Source organism: Enterococcus canintestini (genome assembly GCF_001885735.1).
In the GTDB taxonomy this organism is placed as follows: Bacteria; Bacillota; Bacilli; order Lactobacillales; family Enterococcaceae; genus Enterococcus_C; species Enterococcus_C canintestini.
The window spans coordinates 142,036-160,365 of sequence record NZ_JXKG01000003.1 but is presented as its reverse complement, the minus strand read 5'-3'; the positions used below and the strand labels follow the sequence as shown (position 1 = coordinate 160,365).

The following is an 18,330-nucleotide window of genomic DNA, read 5'->3' as shown; positions in this document are numbered from 1 at the left end:
TAACGCAAAAAAAGAACATTTAGCCGAAAGAAAGCAAATTATGCTATACTCTTTGTAACGAATTCGTGACAAAGAGGTGGAGTGGAGATGTTTATTTACGTTGGCTGTTCTGGTGGCGGTACTTCCAGTATGTTTTGCCAAAAAATGGTAAAAGAAATTGCCAAGCAAGGAAATTTGAGTGCAGTATTTACCGATGCAACAACAGCTTTTTTAAAACGGCGAGAATATGGCAATACCTATGATCTAGTCTTTGTGTACGGGGGTATCGGTATGATTACCCAAAATACGGTTGATGATTTTGGGCGATTATTTGATGTGGTTTTTGTAGCGCCGCAAGTACGATTTTTAACGGAATCAATCCAAAAGTTGTTAAAGAATTTTCCAACTATTGTGAAAGATATTCCTATGAAAATCTTTGGAAAAATGAACGCTTATGATGCTTATGATTTACTTTTAGAAGAATTAATTTTTTTAGATGAAAAAAGAGCTTATCAATCGGATATGGTCACAGTTACCAAAGCACAGGATAAGGATATTGAAATACTAGTAGTGGGAGGCAGTAGTCAGGAGAATTATTTTAAAAAACAATTTAGCCAATGGGAAAAGCAAGAAATTCTATTTTCGACCGAGCGTTTTTCTCTGATCGGACTTTATGATTTTCAACCGCAAGAAGATGTTTGTTTGCGATTGTTATTTTGCAACGGTGGCCAAATTAAAGAAGAAGAGATAGCGCAAATTACGCGGCGAATTGATGGCGTATGGTTAATGCCAGCCGCTTATTTAGGTTTTGAAAAAAATTAAAATGGTTTGAGGAGTATCAAATTCCTGTTTTTAGCCCTTCTTTTGAAGAAGTAAAAGACAGCTTTGAAAAAGATTTGGTGACTGACTTTTTACTAACAGTAGAGCAATACACAGCCGCAGCAACTCAAAAAAGTGTCGCGTTACATGAAAATGTACAATTAAAGCCGCGCAAATCATTTTTGAATATTATCAGTTGGGGGTAAAAGATTCGCTATACGTATCCACTGTAAAAAGTCTTTTTCGTGTTGAAAAAGATATAAAATGCGTTCTTTACCTAAAATATATTCTGTGATTTGAAGTTGTTTCCCAGATTTTAAAGCCGCTTGAATAACTTTGAGTTGGTCTGCTTTATTTTCTTGCAGTCCTTTGGTTAAAGCGTTTAAACTCAAACGTAAATTTTCCTGTGGTGGAAAACCAAAAACGCGAACCATCGCATCGTAAGTTGTTAACCAAACGGTGCCGCTTTTGCGAACTTCACCGTCAAAAAATTTGCCCCGCAAGGCAGCTTGTCGGATGGTACTGCCGTTGGCTAATCCCCATTTTTGAGCTGCTTCTGTGAAGGTTAAGACTTGATTCAAATCGATCACAGGCTTTCACGTCCTTTCTCTATCATTTTAGCCTAAGGGTGCCAAGATGAAAAGACGAGAAAATAGAAATGAGAAGATAGTCAAAAACTGCAGCAATTTACATCTCATGATAAAATAAAGACAATCAAAAGTTTTTAAGCACACATGAAACCACAAATAATCCCCCACTTAAAAAAGGGATAAAGGGCAGCGTATCGGTATGTTTTTTTACTATTTTGGCACCTAAAAAGTAAAGCAAACCCAAGCTGCTGCTAATTAGCAACAGTAAACAGAACTGGTAAAAAGAAAGCCAAGGACTCCAAGCAAGTAATAAATATAAATCGCCAGCGCCCATTTTATTTTGATAATAACGGAGAAAAAAGCAGGCGAAAAATCCACAATAAAGTAGCGTTTCCCAATGAAAGACTGAATGTAAGCTAAACTGAGCACACCACAGCAGTAAAGTTGTCCAAAAAAAGATTTTGCTATCTAATGTTTGCGTATAAATATCAACGATGCTTAACAGCCAGGCAGTATAGAGCCAAAACACAAGTAATAAAGAGGTAGGCAGAATTTTAGCGGGTAAACAAAGTAAAAATACTAACCCGCAACTCAATTCTGCCCAAAAATAAGCGCTGGAAAACTTGACGTGACAATGGCGACAGCGTCCAGCTTGGATTAAAAAGCTGAAGAGGGGAATCAGTTCGTACCACGTTAGCTTACTTTTACAAGCTGTACAATGAGAAGGCGGCCATGCCGAAGAAATTCCTGCCATATGCCGGGTTATGAGAAGATAGCCAAATGAACCAAAACAACATCCGATAATAAATGTCATAGCAATTCTCCTTTCAAAAGCAGATACGCAAAAAAATTGGCACAATTTTATTAGGATGAAGATTAACTGAGATAGCGTAATATTTGGTAAAACAATTTTCTATCAAAGAATAGTAAAAGTGAATTGATTATGTGACGGGCAGAAAAATTTGTAAAACTTGTTGTAAGGATCAAAAAAAGAGGTGGATGAAAATGAAAAAGCGTAGTATTTTTTTGATGGTTTTAATGGCGTTTATTTTAAGTGGTTGTAGTCGCGCTATTCCGGCAGAAGATGCAGGAAAATTATTTGTTGATCGTGTAGTGTACGATAAGGATACCGAAAAATTTACCGAAAATTTTGCTAACGGTGAAGAACTAAATGAAGGTTTTAAAGAAAATGAAAAAAATTTCAAAGACAATTTTACTGCAGGTCTAATCAGTGTTGGAGATGTGGTACCAGAAGACAAGGCAGATGAGTTAACAGATTTATTGAATAAACAAATTAAAGAAGTGACTTCCTACACCATAAAAATCAAAGAAGCTGGCAAAATTTCCAATGTTACTTATGAAGTCAAAGGCTTGGATTTTGCTGCGATTATGAAAGAAACTTCAAAAGGAATAACGAAAAAAATGATTGCAGACAATAAACTAGCAAGCGATCAAAATAAAATAATCGAAGAAACACTTACTTTATTAAAAGAAAATATTCAAAAAGCCAAAGCCAAAGAAGAAGCGGTGCCGATTATGCTTGAAATGAAACCAGAAAAAGACAAATGGACGATTGTCAGGGGACAAAGAGAACAAATTAATAATTTATATTTTGCTTTCGTAGCAGGGGTTAAAGATCAAGAGGCTCTTACAGATGAATGGAACAAAGCGATGGCAGAGGTAGTAAAAGAAGTCCAAGATGAGTTGAAATAAAAAAAGTGTTCCTTGTTAAAAAAACAAGGAACACTTTTTTTAACGTAGGATTTTCAGGTAAAATTCTGCAAATTCACTTATTTTTCTAAAGTCGTCTTTTATTTGAAATAACGCTTGAAGTGTTTTGTTGTACTTTTTCTTAATTTCGTACTATCATTTTAATGTAAACAATTTGAAGGAGGATGCGAAATGAAATTTGCAAAAACAAAAGAAGTATTAAACCAATTAGTGGCAGATTTAAGTCAAATGTCTATGGTTATTCATCAAACACACTGGTATATGCGAGGACCTGGTTTCTTAACATTACATCCAATGATGGATGATTTCATGGATGATGTGAACGCACAATTAGATGAAATTTCTGAACGTTTAATCACATTAGATGGCTCGCCATTCTCTACTTTAAAAGAAATGGCTGACAATACTAAAATTCCAGATGAAGTAGGTCGTTGGGATCGGACAATGGAAGAACGTTTGACTACTTTAGTAAAAGGTTATCGCTATTTAGCGGATTTATATCAAAAAGGGATTGAAGTTTCTGGTGAAGAAGGCGACGATCCAACCCAAGATATTTTCATCGAATTTAAAACAGCCACAGAAAAACGAATTTGGATGATTCAAGCTCATTTAGGTAAAGCACCTGAAATTGATGCGTAAAATTGGATAAAAAAGGACTCAGCATTTATGCTGAGTCCTTTTTTTGTTTGTAAAGAAATTTTGTTTTTACAGAAAACGCTGCTGTTTTTCAGTGTAAATTGCATTTCTTTCATCTTTTTTACAAAAATTTAATCTTATTTTGGTATAGCTAGAATTTTCTGAACTTTACCATAAAATTCTGTTTGTTTTGTTGTTATTTTATTTTTAACGTTCTTAAAATAATAGAAAAATAGACTAGCTATCTGACGATTGTATCTTTAAAATCGCAGTAATATAACTTTTGTAATCAAAGTGATTAAATTGAAAGAAAACGAGTTTTGGTTTTTTTGTAGTTAAGCTATTTCAACATTTGTTATAAGAAAAATGTCATTTTAAATAAAAAAAAATATAAATATAGAAGAATCCCTGTGATATTATTTAGAAAGTGAAGGAGGTGAATGAAAAAGATGCGGAAGAAAATGAAAATTTTATTATTGTTTTCTATTTTGATTTCTAATGTCTGCATTACTCCGCTTAGCTGGGCAGCAACGACCACCCAAAATTCAAAAACAAGTACTACAGCTTCTACTAGTGAAAAAGAGGTATCGACGTCTAGTAATCTTACCGATGAGACAACGACAAGTTCCGATGCGTTAGATGTGACAAACACCTCAGAAGGTAATTCCGCGATAGATACTACGAGTCCAACTACTGAAAAAACGACTTCTTCTACTGAAAGTGAAACCAGTGAAAGTAAGGTAGTAAAACCTAAAACGTTAGCACGCTTAGCGGCAAATGAAGCAGAAGTGAATAATTGGGCAGATTTTGTCAGCGGGATTCGGAATGAGAACATTACAAAAATCATTTTAACAGCGAGTTTTGATAATCCTAGTTCATCGGATAGTTCTTTATCTAGCTATTCCCGTAAAAACGATTTAGAAATTGATGGTCAAGGTTATCGCGTCGATTTTAAAAATTCATCGATTCAATTAGGTGCGCCACAAAATACGATTGGAAATTTTCATATGCACGATATTATCTTAAATCAACGATACGGAGGGGCTTCTTCAGAAGATATTGTTGGAACTCGGTTGAATTATACCAATGGTGCTAAATGGAAATATCGCTTTGGTAATATCACGACTGAGCCCGGTGTGCAACGTTTAGCCCGAGCCTCTCATGCAGAAGTTCGTGTTTACGGCAAGATGGATATTGATACACGAGCGGAAAATTTTTATTTAGGTAGCTTCATTATGGAAGATGGCACGGAATATAAGGGAAACGTAAATTATTATAACTTTTCTGTTTTTTGGTACAACGTGACTGCTAGCAGTACATCAACAGGTGCCTCACGAGAATTTACGATTGGCAAAAATTGTCATGTTGAAGCAGGCCAAACGCAGACGTCAGGACGAACTTATCCCGCTGTTTATAGCCATTACTTAGCGCTAACGGTAGGAGAGAATAGTGTTTTTAACGTTGATATGCCAGGAAATGCAGTGCGCTTTGACGATAATGGCGCAGGGATGACCATTAAAAAAGGAGCGATAGTGAATTTAACGAGTAAACAAGCATCGGGTTCTGTGGTGGCCTTTAGTAATGATAATACGTATTTAATGGCTGAACCGGGAAGTTATTTTTATGTTATTGGTACGAGTAGTCAGCCTTTAATTAATTTATCAGCCAACGGTGTAGGGACGGCTAGTGTGATTCGTTCGGGGAATAGTTTTACTTTGAATAGTCCGGCGCAATACGATTTGCGTAATTTGAATAATAGTCAAAGTGCGGTAAATGTAGCTTATCTAAATCGCAGTGAAAATAGCTTTAATATTTTGGATTCTGATATTGATCTGTGGAAAGTTGGGGTACCGGTTTTAGGACCTTCAAGTGAAACGTATGCCAAAGTCCAAAATCTAAATGTTGTGGGGAGTGGAACAAGGGAAGTTGTTACCACCTCAGATACAGGGTTACAACAGTTCAAACAAGCGAACTATCGCCGCATTTCAGGGATGAATCAAAATCCTAAAATTGAGTGGACACCAGTCACAGATGCCGATCGTACGATTAAAGGACGGGTGGTCATAGGGGAAGTACCAGATAATAACGGTTTAGTAAATGGGGAGATTCATTATATACCAGTTTATGCTTCAGAAAATCAAGCGAATGTAACGTTAACTGATACTTACGGTAATGTACATGAAAATTTAATGACAGATTCCGAAGGGTATATTACGTATACAGACGTGAGCAATCCCGCCCAATTTCAAAAAGCTGGTGAAAAAATAACGGGTATTGCGAAAAGAGGTCCGTGGGTAACACCTGCGGCCATCACGACGACAGTCTTAGATGTTACACCACCAGAACCCGCTAACGTCGATAATTCGGACGCCATCCAAAGTATTACGACAAAATTAACGGGTACTGGAGAGCCTAACAGTATTATAACACTAACAGTAAATGGTCAGCCACAAACAATTCCCCCTCAGGTAGTAAATGAAACGGGAAAATGGGAAATTGACATTTCCAGTCTCAACCTTACACGGGGAGATGTGATTCAAATTTTTTTACAAGATCAAAGTGGTCCCGTGACACAGCTTAGTGAATCCGAAAGACCAAGTACCAATAATGCGATTGGAAATATTAATCCTGTTGCAGATATGAATTATCGGGATGCAACTTTTAAAGCAGCCACCAAAGTTACCGTCGTTGGTTATCTATCCCTTGCAGCAGTACCTGATAAGTTGGAATTTGGTACCAACCAAGTTTCCAATCAAAATCAGCTTTATCATCCGACTGTTGTAGGCAAACTGATTGTTTCAGATACAAGAGGCGGGGCCAAAAAACCTTGGCGCTTAACCTTACATCAAGCAGAAACGTTAAAAAACGGGACGGTATCATTAGAAGACGCATTATCTTACACTTCTTCACTGGGAAAAAAACAAATTACAACAGCTACCCAAATAGTAGAATCCGGTGAATTCACAAGCGATGGCAGTAAAGAAATTTCTGCAACTTGGACCGGTGATAGAGGGTTTGAACTAACCGTTCCAGTTGAAAAACAACGCATTGGGGAATATAGCGGAAAATTATCGTGGCAGCTAGAAGATGTTCCAGGAAATTAGGTGAGTAGATGAAAAAAATACTAATTAGCAGCGTAATCGTAATTTGGTGGTTCTGTGCTGCCTTACCTGTTTTTGCCAGTGAGGTTAACTACGATAGTAATAGTGTCACTTCGTTTTATGGGCAATATGAATATCAAAATGAGGAGCCCAAAAAGCCAGACCAAGCGGAAAATCTGACACCTAGTAAGCCTGCTCCCAATTATGCCAGTGCTTTGCCAACTTATAAAGGGCAAGATGTGATTATTCCGTTGACGGGGGATACTTCCTCTTACGTTACCTCAGGAATAGGAGTAGGGTTGTTGGTATTAATTTTTTTCAAATTAAAAGGAGGCGGGAACACTGAAAAATTTTCAAATCATTAGTTTTCTTTGTCTCATCACTTTTATTTTGATTAGTGGCAGTAAGGCTGAAGCGTCAGATACAGCTACCCACTTGAATTATGAAAGTAGTGGCGGCACGCTGATAAAACCACTAGATCCACTGTTACCAGATCCAACAAAACCAGTGGCACCCATTGATCCTACTGATCCAAGTGGTCCAGCACCAGGAACTGGTGGCAGTCTTTCGTTAGATTTTGCTTCAAGTTTTCAATTTGGTCAGCAGGCCATTTCCACAACAGATGAAATATATTACGCCAAGACCCAAGAATATATTACTTCTGATGGCACAAAGGCAGTTGGTCCCAATTACGTTCAAGTGAGTGATATCCGTGGTACTGGTAGTGGCTGGCGTTTAGCAGTTAAACAAACGACCCAGTTTCAGACGACAGATGGGCAATTACTAAAAGGTGCAGAACTTTCTTTTCAACAAGGGGAATTGGTTTCAAATTTGTCAGCTGATTTAGCACCAACTGCGCTTTTAAGTTTTACTTTACCGATTAACAGCGAGATAGATGTTATCACCGCTCAATCAGAAAAGGGAATGGGAACATGGCTTTATCGTTTTGGTAGTGATGCTACAACTGGCGCAAAAGCTATTTCATTACACGTTCCGGGTAAAACAGTTAAATACGCTAAACAATATCAAACGGCATTGACGTGGACGTTGAAAAATGTTCCATAACGAAGTGTTAAATTTAGCATTAAGGAATTAAAAAAGGAGTAATGATGATGAAAAATATTCGTTTTATGACTGTTACAGCAATTACAGCAGTTTCACTTTCTTTAGTGGGAGGCATCGCTTCTCAGGCAGCAACGACAGCTGAATATAACTCAAATGGGGTTGTCGAATTTATCCCCAATCCAGATCCAACCAAACCCGTGGATCCAACTAATCCAGATCCAACTAATCCAGTTGAACCGGTGGATCCCACCGATCCGAATGGTCCTAATCCTGGCACAGATGGTCCATTGTCGATTGACTATGCTTCAAGTTTAGATTTTGGTGTTAATAAAATCACTAACAGTGATCAAGTGTACTATGCTCGGGCACAACAATATAAAGACGGCCGTAGTGCAACGCCTAACTATGTTCAAATTTCAGATAATCGCGGGAATAATGCCGGCTGGACTTTAAAAGTAAAACAAAACGGTCAGTTCAAAGCTAGTAGTACATTAAATGACACTTTAACTGGTTCGGTTGTAAAATTTGTTGCACCAACTGTCGCTAGTAATTCAACAGCAATTCATCCAACGGCTGCTAGTGAAATTACTTTAAATCCAGATGGAAGTGAAAGTTTAGTCATGGCAGCAAAAACAGGTGAAGGTGCTGGAACTTATGTTGATCGTTGGGGCACAGTTGAAACAGTGAAAGAAAAAGATAAAGATGGTAATGAAGTAGATAGTGAAGTGACAAAAGCTATTACGTTATCAGTTCCTGGTAGCACGCCAAAAGATGCTGTGAAGTATAGTACGACATTGACGTGGAGTTTATCAGACGTACCTGCAAATTAATTAAAAGGAGTATACAATGATGAAAAAAATGGGTTATTTATTTTTAACAACAAGTATTTTAGCTGGAATGGCAGTTAGCGGGGTCACTGCTTTTGCTGCAGATGGAGCAAATTATGATTCAAACGGTGTTATTACCTTTACACCTAATAATGATATTACCGATCCGGTTGATCCAATCGATCCAACTAATCCAGTTAAACCCGTCGATCCAACTGATCCAAACGGTCCTAATCCCGGCACAGCGGGTCCGTTATCGATTGACTATGCTTCAAGTTTAGATTTTGGTTCTCAAAAAATCACTTCAAAAAATGAAGTCTATAAAGCAAAAGCTCAAAAATATTTGGATAAAGACGGTGTAGAAAAAACTGGCCCTAACTTCGTTCAAGTGACCGATAATCGCGGAACAGAAGCTGGCTGGACACTTCAAATGAAACAAAATCACCAATTTAAAACCGCCGATGATGAAGTGTTAACAGGAGCGGAAATTACGTTTAAAAACGGGAATGTCGTTACGGCTTCTGATTCGGCTAAACCGACAGGAAAAGCGACAATTGTTGCAGATCCGGATGGAGCATTACAAGATGTTATGGCTGCTAAAGCAGGTCAAGGGGCTGGAACGTATCTATTAGATTGGGGTACAGATGCCGCAACTGCCGCTGACAGTATTGAACTAAGTGTACCTGGTTCTACTACCAAATACGCTAAAGAATATACGACAACATTTACTTGGGTTTTAACGGATGCACCGGGTAATTAAAAGCATTAAAAAGTAATATCTAACACAATGGAATAAGTATTCCCGAATAAGGGAGAATGAAATGAAGCCTACAAGAAGTTTACTTGTTTAAAGGTGTGTCTTTCTTCTACCTTGTTCGGGTCTTCTGTGTTATCTATCACTTTTTTACTGAAAGGATTAAAAGAAATGAAGTTTAAAAAGTTAATTTTACTGATTGCCGTCGTTTTTTGTTGTGGCATCTTTCCTCAGACAAGTTTTGCTTCGGAATTTAATTTTGCTGTTACACCACAGGCTTCGGCTAATCAAATTGATAAAAATAAAACATACTTTGATTTGTTGTTAGCACCAAACCAAACAGACGAATTAACCGTGACCTTACGCAATGATACGGCTCAAAAAGTTGTCGTTGAAGCACAAATTAATAGTGCCACAACTAACAGTAATGGCGTAGTGGAATATAGTCAAAATGCCATTAAAGCCGATCAAACGCTTCAATATAATATAAAAGACTTTACAAAAGCACCAAACGAAATAACACTAGCGCCTCATTCTGCGGCGGAATATAAAGTGAAAGTCCAAATGCCCAATGAAAAGTTTGCCGGTGTCATCGCTGGCGGGATTACTTTTAAAGAAAAAGTAGCGGATGAAAATAAGGACGAAACCAAAAAAGCAGATAAAGGTTTAGCCATAAAAAATGAGTACTCGTATGTTGTAGCACTTTTGATGCGCCAAACAACGAAAAATGGCGCCCCAGATTTAAAATTAACGCAAGTAGCAGCTAACCAGCGTAACGCTCGAAATGTGATTGAAGGAAATTTGCAAAATCCAAAGCCTACTTATTTAAATCAATTGGCAACCAAAACGACTATTACAAAAAAGGGTAGTGACAAAGTACTTTTCACCTCAGAACAAGTTGGAATGCAAATGGCCCCTAATTCTAATTTTAATTTAGGCGTCGCTTTAAATGGTGAGCCATTAAAAGCAGGTCAATATACGATGAAAATAGAAGCCTTCGGACAAGAAAATCCAAAGGGGCAATACCAGTTGAAAGGTGACGAAGCCAAAACCAAATATGAATATCACTGGGTATTAGCAAAAGACTTTGAAATTAAAGCAGAAGTAGCCAAAAAATTAAATGACACCGACGTTACGATTAAAAAGGACTACACTTGGTTGTATATTCTCATTGGTTTACTGCTATTACTACTGATCATTTTAATCGTTTTGATTTGGCGCAGAAAGAAAAATAAAGAAGATGATGAAACCAAAGATCCGGATTAGTCTAATCTTATTGTATTGTGTGGCGGTTTTTTTGCTTTTTTTACCCTTTTTAAAGCAAGCGTTACTGATTTATCAAACAGAAAATACTACAGTTACCACAACTTCTGTTACGAAATTGGCAAGTCCTGTTTCCCTTGAAGCAGTGCAGCCACCGGATTTGGCTGATGTTTTGACTTTCAAAAAAGATACTGTTTTTTTGGCAACAGGAAATATTCTCATTCCGGCTTTAGAAATGAGTGTCCCCATTTTTAATGGCATTACAAACCAAAATTTACTAATTGGTGCTGGTAGTCTATTTCCGGAACGCCAGCCGCAAAACCATAATATGGTGTTGATCGGTCATCATTTAGGTCGCGATAATTTATTATTTGGTAAATTATTGCAAATTCAAGTGGGCGATATGATTTATTTACGTTATGAAGGGGAAATTTATCAATACGTGGTAAAAGAAACTCAATTGGTGCATCAAACCGAACTACAAGTTTTAGATGATCACCAGCAAACAGAAATTACGCTAATCACTTGTGATAAACCGACACAAACGCAATGGCGTTTTGTCGTAAGAGGACAACAAGTACAAAAAAGCACGTCAAATCTTACGCAAATAAAGCAACAGGAAAAAACGATTGTGCAAAAAAATCAGCGTTACAATCAAGGTTATGTACTTTTTGTAGTTCTGTCACTTTTGCTTTGTCTTTTACTGGGGATTATCACGATTAAAAGAATTAGTTCCAAATGAGGGGGGATAGAATGAAAAAAAGGACATACTCTGTATTTTTAGCATTGGGCGCGTCGGTTTTCTTGTTTTCCGAACACGCTTTGGCGCAAACAGTGATTTATGACCCATTAGATCCTAAAAATGCGATTACGCCGATTGCAAATGAAGAAGCGCGGCAAGAAGATAATCAAGATCAGCAAAATGACCAAAAAACTAGTGGACAACTGGAATTGGAACATAAAAAAGACCAAACAGTTACATCCCCGCCCCAAAAAATAGTGTCACAATCAGGAAAGAATAAAGAAGTACTAGCAGAAAATAGTAGTTATGCTACGCTACAAAATCCGACACTAAAAAGTAAAAGAACTCCCAAATGGGCAGAAAACCCTGCGTATATACCACCTTATCATGCCCAAGGGAAAAATAATGTTTTAATTTTAGATGATGAGTTTTTTGCGCCCAAGGCAATTCCAACATTGCCACCAGAAGGCAATCCTCAAGCTGGGAGTGCCATAAATGAGTGGACTGAAATTGCGCAAAGCGCCTATTTATTATCGGGATTAGTATTATACGGCGATCAAAGCCTGCAATTGGTAACAAGGGGGAATGAATTTGCTGGCTGAATTTTTAGCAAAAGAAGAATGGCGTAAATATCAGTTCTTAAAAAAATTGGAACGTAGCCCTTATTTTGCCATCCCTAAAAAAGAGTTGATGGAGGACTTAGGAATATCAAATTATGTGTTAAAAAGTTTGATTGATCAACTTATCTTAGACTTGGAGCACTATCAATTAGCTGAAGAAATTCATATTTTTATTGAGGAACCCTTCTTACAGATGGAAATTACCGGTGCTGCTAGTTCAGAGAGCTTGCTGGAAAAGTATGTCGCGGCTTCTATCAGTTTTCAAATACTGGCTGGTTCTGCTTTAGGACAATTCAAATCCTTGAATGAACTTTCTGAAAAAAAGATGATTAGTTATCCGATTGCCCATAGTAATTATAAAAAATTAAATGGTTATTTAAGTAAATTTGGAATGACGATTGATAAGAAATTTCGGTTAAGTGGTAACAGTGAAAAGAATGTGCGGTTATTTTTAACTGAAATTTTTGCCCGTATTTTTAAAAATTTGCAAGATTGTTACACTTCAGCCGATAAAAGCATCATTGAAACCAAGTTAGCCACGTTAGAAAAAGCCAACATGACAATTCATCAAAAAATTAAGTTGATGCATTATCTTTATGTGACGAATCTGCGTATCCAACAAGAACGTTATGTAGAAGAACAGCAAATAGAACTACTACCGACTGAACTTATAAAAAAAGAAGAAGCGACACCCTTTTTTTACCGTTTACCACCAGCCGTGCGGACCGCGGAAGCTGCGGCTTATATTTGTTATTACGGCACATTTTTAAAAGAAGTGGGGATGTCATTTCATTTGGAAAAGAGTGCTAAAATTACGCAGTGGAGTCAAAATTTAAGTCAGCAATTGTTAGCCTCTTTTCCCAAGTTACAAGCAGATAAAGCCAGTCAAGCTGAATTTATCGCCCGTTGTAATTTTTTGCATTTTCAATTATTGGAAACAAGCGCCGCTTATGAAAGTATTCAACCAGAGATTAATATTATTTACTTTCAGCAAAACTATCCTGGTGTATTGGCATTTTGTCGGGATTATCTGACGAGTATTCAAAATGTATTTCCTGAGTTATATCAAAAGAAGAAAAATTTGCTGCTTCAATATTTGTTTTTGATTTTAGCTGTATTTCCCAAGCATTTGTTGTTAAAAGCTGTCAACGTGTACGTTGATTTTTCTTATGGACATTTGTATAACCAATTTATTACCCAAAACCTCGATTTTTTTCAACAAGTCGGAGCTAAAATTACTACAGATATTGATACCGCGGATATTTTATTGACGGATTCCCGAGAATTAGGGGCAATTTGTCAGAAGGATTGTGTGGTTTGGCTTGCGCCCCCACGACCGTTAGATTGGGCGAACTTGGCTCAAAAAGTTATTCAAAAAAGAGAAGCAAAATACAATGGGGATTATTTTGCCGCCAATCAAGTTAAAAACAAATAATAGTAGCAAATTTCAGTGGGGAAAATTTGTTACTATTATTTATTTTCAGCTTTTTGAATAAAGCGCTATGTCATCAAAAGAAATGACGTGGTATAGTTGATTTAAACTAGTGAGAAAAATTTGAAAAGAAGGTGAGTAGATGGAAGTCAAAACACATTTGGCAACAGCAAAGGAAAAAGCGGCAGTCGTAGCTTTTTTTAACAAAGTGATGCCACAAATTGACTATCCCGTAGTTAGTTGGATACCGGCAGTTTATCCTGTGGTTGCCGATGTAACAAAAGCTTTAACAAACGAGGAACTCTATCTCGCAACAATTGCTGATGAAATTGTTGGAAGCGTTATTTTGAATCATGCTCATGAAGCGGAATATAGTGAAATCGCTTGGGAAGATCGGACACTTTCAGATACTGAATTTTTAGTAATTCACACGCTGCTAGCCGATCATAATTACAAAGGACAAGGAATAGGCAAAAGTTTACTTGCTTGTGCCAAAGAAGTCGCTTTAGCCAAACAATGCCAGGCGATTCGTTTAGATGTTTTTGCCGCTAACCTTCCTGCTAAAAGCTTATACGAAAAGTGTGGCTATCAGTGGCGGGAAAGAAAAGAGTTACGTGCTTTTGATGATCGTGGGAGAGATACGTGTGATTTATACGAACTGATTTTGTAAACGATCAGTTAATTTTTAAGGCTCTTTATTAAATCGTATTGTTACTTTCAAATAAGTGCAGTTACCAATTATCATCACGTTATTTTGCAACAGACGTCTTTTGACAGGCGTCTTTTTTCTTGTTAAAATACAAACATACGTTCGGTTTTGTAAAAGGAGGAGAACGCGATGGATTTGACGAAGAAAATTGAAATTTTAGCCGATGCCGCTAAGTACGATGTTTCCTGTTCCAGTAGCGGAGTTAGTGACACAAGTCGTAGTGGAACGATTGGGAGCACTGCTGCTGCGGGAATTTGTCATTCTTTTACTGCTGACGGGCGTTGTGTTTCGTTATTAAAAGTCTTATTTAGTAATGCTTGTATTTTTGACTGTCATTATTGCGTCAATCGGCGTTCCAATTTACGCCCACGGGCGACCTTTAAACCAGCAGAATTAGCAAATTTAGTAATGGATTTTTATTTGCGCAACTATATTGAAGGCTTATTTTTAAGTTCAGCGATTATGAAATCTCCTGATTATACCTGCGAGTTGATGATTAAAACGTTGGAAATTTTGCGTTTTGAAAAAGGATTTCGTGGTTATATTCACGTCAAAGCCATTCCAGGAGCCGATAGTTTGCTAATTGAACGCCTGGGCTATTTAGCTGATCGCATGAGTGTCAATGTCGAGCTCCCTTCAAAAGATAGCTTACAGCTTTTGGCACCAGATAAAGATCCTTATGAACTTTATAAACCGATGAAACAAATTGCGCTAAAAAAAGAGCAAGATAGTTTATTACCAGCTGTCAGACAAAAGGCGACACCCTTTGTACCCGCCGGTCAATCCACGCAGATGATTATTGGTGCAAGCCCTGAAACCGATCGGGCGATTGTCAAAATCTCCGGAAATTTGTATCAAAAATATCAATTAAAACGCGTCTATTACTCGGCTTATATTCCGATGAATCAAGATTCTTTATTGCCAGCAGTAACACAAAAGCCACCGTTACTACGAGAACATCGTTTATATCAGGCTGACTGGTTGATGCGTTTTTATAACTTTACCCCCGATGAAATTTTAAAAAAGGAACAGCCTAATTTTAATTTGTATTTAGATCCCAAAGCCAATTGGGCGATTCAAAATTTGGAGCGTTTTCCCGTTGACGTACAAAGTGCTAATTTAGATACTTTGTTACGGGTGCCAGGAATTGGCCCTAAAAGTGCTCGCAATATTTTACGAGCACGTAAATATTATCATTTACATTTAAGCGATTTGAAAAAACTAGGGGTCGTGGTTAAACGCGCGCAATATTTTGTTACCTGTAATGGTGAAAAAGTAGCGGGGCTTGTGCAAGATCCTCAGTGGATTATTGAAGCACTAATTTCAAAGCGCCAGTTTAACCAATTGAAGTCCCTTAATACCCAAAGTTTTGGAGAGCAGATGAGCTTGTTTGATGTGGAAAGTTTGGAACGAAAAAAAGGTGAGCAAAAGCAATTTGCCCTACAATAATTTACTTGAACTAGCAGCAGAAAGAAGGAATTGAAGATGGTGTGGATGAAAGAAACCATCGATATTTTAGAATATGACGGGACATTGGCAGGTTTTTATACAGTGATTGATTTATCTTTTCGCCGTCATCAGTTTCCGGCGGTGGTTTTAAATCCTGTGACAACTGAAAATAATTTATTTCCTCCCGAGTGGATTAAAACCGATGAAAAAAAGGCGGAAAAAATTGGTCGCCGCTTGCGAGAAGTTTTGACGCCTAATAATTATGTTTTTTTACATGATGGTTTTAACACTAGTCTAGAAAATAAGGAAACATATTTGTTGCACGCGTTGCATATTGCACTTGATACCAAAGATCATCTGCAAAATTTTATCGGTAAACCGGAAATTTTAGCTTTAGATACGGCAATTCGGGCGTTATACGGTGAAGCGCATCAATACAAGGGATTTGTCCGTTTTGAGTATGTAGAAGATGTGCTATTTGCTAAAATTACCCCTAAGCATTATTGTCTCCCGTACATCTGTCCGCACTTTGCCAAACGCTATCCCCATGAAAAAGTGATGATTTACGATGAAACGCATCAATTACTCGCCTGTATTGAAAATGGAGGTTACCGTTTATTAGAAAACATTACGCTACCTGCAGATAAGTTTTTACAAGGAAACGATATTGTTGGCGCACAGTGGCGGGCTTTTTTAGAAAGTGTAACCATTAAAGAACGGATTAACCCAGAAGCCCAACGCAATCATTTGCCATTACGCTTTCGCTCTCAAATGACCGAATTTCAGTAAATAGCCAACTCGGAAAGTAAAATACACCCCGTGACAGCTAAGGATCAAGCCTGAACGGACAATTTCGTTGTTTGCAACAAAAAACTACCTATAGTAATAGAAGTTTTACCCCAGCGCTACAACATCCATTTGCTAGCGTTTAGGTGCGAAAATTTTTCTTCTATTATATATAGGTAGCCTTGAAGTAGACGGGATAATTTTTTGCTGTAATAAGTAACAAAACATAGAAATGCGCATTTTTACTGAATTTTAGTCGGCAGCTTTAATTAGAAATTTTCTGCTAATTCCTACTATTCGTCTTCGGCCTCTTTTTCTTTTTGCAGTTGGACTTGAGCGGCTTTTACTTGCTCTTCTACTTGTGAAAAACCAGTGCCACCATAAGAATGACGATTTTTAACAGCATTGTAAGAAGACAGCTTTTCGTAGATGTCAGGGCCAATCACGTCTTGAATTTGCTGGTATTCAGAAAGTGAGACGTCTTGTAAATAAATCCCTCGTTTCAAACAAGACAATACCAGTTTTCCGACGATTTCATGGGCTTCTCTAAAGGGAACCCCGTGGCTGGCTAGGTAATCAGCGAGTTCTGTCGCGTTAGAAAAATCAGATTCGGTGGCTTTAGCCATCTGTTCTTTGTTGATTTTCATGGTGTCAATCATACCCGCCATAATATCCAAACTCGTTAAAATCGTTTCAGCAGTATCAAACATGCCTTCTTTATCTTCTTGAAAATCTTTGTTGTAGGCTAATGGTAAACCTTTCATCACCGTTAATAGACCAAATAAATTGCCGTAGACCCGTCCGGTTTTGCCGCGAATCAGTTCCGCCATATCAGGATTTTTCTTTTGCGGCATAATTGAGCTACCGGTGGAAAAACTATCTGTTAATTCGACAAACTGAAATTCATGGGAACACCATAAAATCAGCTCCTCACAAAAGCGGGACAAGTGCATCATTAAAATGGCACTATTGCTTAAAAATTCCAAAATAAAATCGCGATCGCTAACCGCATCCAAACTATTGTTATAAACTTGACTAAAACCTAATTTTTCCGCTGTAAAAAAACGGTCAATAGGAAAGGTAGTACCTGCTAACGCAGCACTACCTAAAGGCATTACGTCAATGCGTTGCAAGTTTTCTGTAAAACGTGTTTGATCTCTGGTGAGCATTTCGTAATACGCCAGTAAGTGATGGGCAAACGAAAGCGGTTGGGCATGTTGCATGTGAGTATAGCCGGGCATAATAGTGTGCACATTTTCGCTGGCTTTTTCCACTAAGACATCCCGAAAATGCTGTATTTTTGGAATGAGTTGAGCCACGACATCTTTTAAATACAAATGCATATCCGTCGCCACTTGGTCGTTACGACTGCGGGCGGTGTGGAGCTTTCCAGCGGTAGGGCCAATTTCTGCTGCCAAATAGGCCTCTAAATTCATATGAATATCTTCATTTTCAACTGTAAATTCTAGCTTTTTTTGTGCCAGTTTTTCTTGTAAACTGTTTAAACCCGCGCTAATTTTTTCAGCTTCAGCTGCTGTAATAATACCAGTGTGGGCTAACATGCTCACATGGGCTAAACTACCTTTAATATCTTGTGCCGCCATTTTTTGATCAAAGGAAATGGATGCGCCAAAAGCGTCAATCCAACTTTCATTTTGACCATCAAAACGACCACCCCATAATTTTGCCATTTTTCCACCTCGTTTGTCGTTAAAAAAAGCTGTGGCATAAGTTTTGACTAAGCTTTGAAGTTCTTATTTTTTGTAAAAAAGAACTTTTACTAATTTAAAATTCTTAACTTAGCAATTCAAAGTAGATGTTTAACTT

At 37.6% G+C, this 18,330-nt stretch carries 18 protein-coding genes; 15 read left to right on the top strand and 3 right to left on the bottom strand.

From position 1 onward, the window contains the following. Nucleotides 1-87 precede the first annotated feature (87 nt). Nucleotides 88-801: a PTS sugar transporter subunit IIB gene (locus RU96_RS03595; RefSeq protein WP_249024143.1), complete on the top strand. Its 714-nt coding sequence runs from the start codon at nt 88-90 to the stop codon at nt 799-801. A gap of 173 nt (nt 802-974) precedes the next feature. Here RU96_RS03595 and RU96_RS03590 read toward each other — a convergent pair whose 3' ends face one another. Beyond that, nucleotides 975-1,388 carry a helix-turn-helix domain-containing protein gene (locus RU96_RS03590; protein WP_071864175.1) on the bottom strand — a complete coding sequence of 138 codons (414 nt, stop codon included), beginning with the start codon at nt 1,386-1,388 and terminating at the stop codon, nt 975-977. A gap of 124 nt (nt 1,389-1,512) precedes the next feature. Next, on the bottom strand, nt 1,513-2,202 hold the full coding sequence (locus tag RU96_RS03585; protein ID WP_071864174.1) for a prepilin peptidase: 690 nt from the start codon (nt 2,200-2,202) through the stop codon (nt 1,513-1,515). 191 nt (nt 2,203-2,393) lie between these two features. Between RU96_RS03585 and RU96_RS03580 the strand changes: the two genes are divergently transcribed. The 14 genes from RU96_RS03580 (at nt 2,394) to RU96_RS03515 (ending at nt 16,506) form a co-directional block, all read left to right on the top strand. After that, entirely contained in the window at nt 2,394-3,101 is a 708-nt protein-coding gene (locus RU96_RS03580; RefSeq protein WP_071864173.1) for a DUF5105 domain-containing protein, read from the top strand. A gap of 189 nt (nt 3,102-3,290) precedes the next feature. After that, entirely contained in the window at nt 3,291-3,758 is a 468-nt protein-coding gene (locus RU96_RS03575) for a Dps family protein (protein ID WP_071864172.1), read from the top strand. A gap of 446 nt (nt 3,759-4,204) precedes the next feature. After that, entirely contained in the window at nt 4,205-6,859 is a 2,655-nt protein-coding gene (locus tag RU96_RS03570) for a pectate lyase-like adhesive domain-containing protein (RefSeq protein ID WP_071864202.1), read from the top strand. Nucleotides 6,860-6,867: 8 nt separating this feature from the next. Further along, complete coding sequence (locus tag RU96_RS03565) at nt 6,868-7,221, top strand: EF2685/EF0750 family sortase-dependent surface protein (protein ID WP_071864171.1); 354 nt, start codon at nt 6,868-6,870, stop codon at nt 7,219-7,221. A gap of 25 nt (nt 7,222-7,246) precedes the next feature. Then, entirely contained in the window at nt 7,247-7,921 is a 675-nt protein-coding gene (locus tag RU96_RS03560; protein WP_071864170.1) for a WxL domain-containing protein, read from the top strand. Between the two features lie 47 nt (nt 7,922-7,968). Then, a complete protein-coding gene (locus RU96_RS03555) occupies nt 7,969-8,751 on the top strand; it encodes a WxL domain-containing protein (RefSeq protein ID WP_071864169.1) in 783 nt (260 codons plus the stop codon). Between the two features lie 19 nt (nt 8,752-8,770). Beyond that, complete coding sequence (locus tag RU96_RS03550; protein ID WP_071864168.1) at nt 8,771-9,508, top strand: WxL domain-containing protein; 738 nt, start codon at nt 8,771-8,773, stop codon at nt 9,506-9,508. A 165-nt stretch (nt 9,509-9,673) separates the two neighbouring features. Further along, complete coding sequence (locus tag RU96_RS03545; protein WP_071864167.1) at nt 9,674-10,768, top strand: WxLIP family cell surface protein; 1,095 nt, start codon at nt 9,674-9,676, stop codon at nt 10,766-10,768. Further along, nucleotides 10,743-11,507: a class A sortase gene (locus RU96_RS03540; RefSeq protein ID WP_071864166.1), complete on the top strand. Its 765-nt coding sequence runs from the start codon at nt 10,743-10,745 to the stop codon at nt 11,505-11,507. Before RU96_RS03545 ends, RU96_RS03540 begins: the two co-directional genes overlap by 26 nt. 11 nt (nt 11,508-11,518) lie before the next feature. Further along, nucleotides 11,519-12,109 carry a hypothetical protein gene (locus tag RU96_RS03535; RefSeq protein ID WP_071864165.1) on the top strand — a complete coding sequence of 197 codons (591 nt, stop codon included), beginning with the start codon at nt 11,519-11,521 and terminating at the stop codon, nt 12,107-12,109. Beyond that, complete coding sequence (locus tag RU96_RS03530; RefSeq protein WP_249024142.1) at nt 12,099-13,562, top strand: helix-turn-helix domain-containing protein; 1,464 nt, start codon at nt 12,099-12,101, stop codon at nt 13,560-13,562. Before RU96_RS03535 ends, RU96_RS03530 begins: the two co-directional genes overlap by 11 nt. Nucleotides 13,563-13,701: 139 nt before the next feature. Continuing rightward, nucleotides 13,702-14,229, top strand: a complete 528-nt coding sequence (locus RU96_RS03525) for a GNAT family N-acetyltransferase (protein ID WP_071864164.1) — start codon at nt 13,702-13,704, stop codon at nt 14,227-14,229. A 168-nt stretch (nt 14,230-14,397) separates the two neighbouring features. Beyond that, nucleotides 14,398-15,717: a putative DNA modification/repair radical SAM protein gene (locus tag RU96_RS03520; RefSeq protein WP_071864163.1), complete on the top strand. Its 1,320-nt coding sequence runs from the start codon at nt 14,398-14,400 to the stop codon at nt 15,715-15,717. Between the two features lie 36 nt (nt 15,718-15,753). Further along, nucleotides 15,754-16,506, top strand: coding sequence for a TIGR03915 family putative DNA repair protein (locus tag RU96_RS03515; RefSeq protein WP_071864162.1), 753 nt, complete (start codon nt 15,754-15,756; stop codon nt 16,504-16,506). 290 nt (nt 16,507-16,796) lie between these two features. Here RU96_RS03515 and argH read toward each other — a convergent pair whose 3' ends face one another. Continuing rightward, nucleotides 16,797-18,194 (bottom strand): argininosuccinate lyase, encoded by a 1,398-nt coding sequence (argH, locus tag RU96_RS03510; RefSeq protein WP_071864161.1) that lies wholly within the window; start codon nt 18,192-18,194, stop codon nt 16,797-16,799. Nucleotides 18,195-18,330 lie beyond the last annotated feature (136 nt).

What these genes read in the sequence shown, in the direction of transcription:
- RU96_RS03595 (WP_249024143.1), top strand. Translation starts at nt 88, where the DNA reads ATGTTTATTTACGTTGGCTGTTCTGGTGGCGGTACTTCCAGTATGTTT.
- RU96_RS03585 (WP_071864174.1), bottom strand. Translation starts at nt 2,202, where the DNA reads ATGACATTTATTATCGGATGTTGTTTTGGTTCATTTGGCTATCTTCTC.
- RU96_RS03580 (WP_071864173.1), top strand. Translation starts at nt 2,394, where the DNA reads ATGAAAAAGCGTAGTATTTTTTTGATGGTTTTAATGGCGTTTATTTTA.
- RU96_RS03575 (WP_071864172.1), top strand. Translation starts at nt 3,291, where the DNA reads ATGAAATTTGCAAAAACAAAAGAAGTATTAAACCAATTAGTGGCAGAT.
- RU96_RS03570 (WP_071864202.1), top strand. Translation starts at nt 4,205, where the DNA reads ATGCGGAAGAAAATGAAAATTTTATTATTGTTTTCTATTTTGATTTCT.
- RU96_RS03565 (WP_071864171.1), top strand. Translation starts at nt 6,868, where the DNA reads ATGAAAAAAATACTAATTAGCAGCGTAATCGTAATTTGGTGGTTCTGT.
- RU96_RS03555 (WP_071864169.1), top strand. Translation starts at nt 7,969, where the DNA reads ATGAAAAATATTCGTTTTATGACTGTTACAGCAATTACAGCAGTTTCA.
- RU96_RS03550 (WP_071864168.1), top strand. Translation starts at nt 8,771, where the DNA reads ATGAAAAAAATGGGTTATTTATTTTTAACAACAAGTATTTTAGCTGGA.
- RU96_RS03545 (WP_071864167.1), top strand. Translation starts at nt 9,674, where the DNA reads ATGAAGTTTAAAAAGTTAATTTTACTGATTGCCGTCGTTTTTTGTTGT.
- RU96_RS03540 (WP_071864166.1), top strand. Translation starts at nt 10,743, where the DNA reads ATGATGAAACCAAAGATCCGGATTAGTCTAATCTTATTGTATTGTGTG.
- RU96_RS03535 (WP_071864165.1), top strand. Translation starts at nt 11,519, where the DNA reads ATGAAAAAAAGGACATACTCTGTATTTTTAGCATTGGGCGCGTCGGTT.
- RU96_RS03525 (WP_071864164.1), top strand. Translation starts at nt 13,702, where the DNA reads ATGGAAGTCAAAACACATTTGGCAACAGCAAAGGAAAAAGCGGCAGTC.
- RU96_RS03520 (WP_071864163.1), top strand. Translation starts at nt 14,398, where the DNA reads ATGGATTTGACGAAGAAAATTGAAATTTTAGCCGATGCCGCTAAGTAC.
- RU96_RS03515 (WP_071864162.1), top strand. Translation starts at nt 15,754, where the DNA reads ATGGTGTGGATGAAAGAAACCATCGATATTTTAGAATATGACGGGACA.
- argH (WP_071864161.1), bottom strand. Translation starts at nt 18,194, where the DNA reads ATGGCAAAATTATGGGGTGGTCGTTTTGATGGTCAAAATGAAAGTTGG.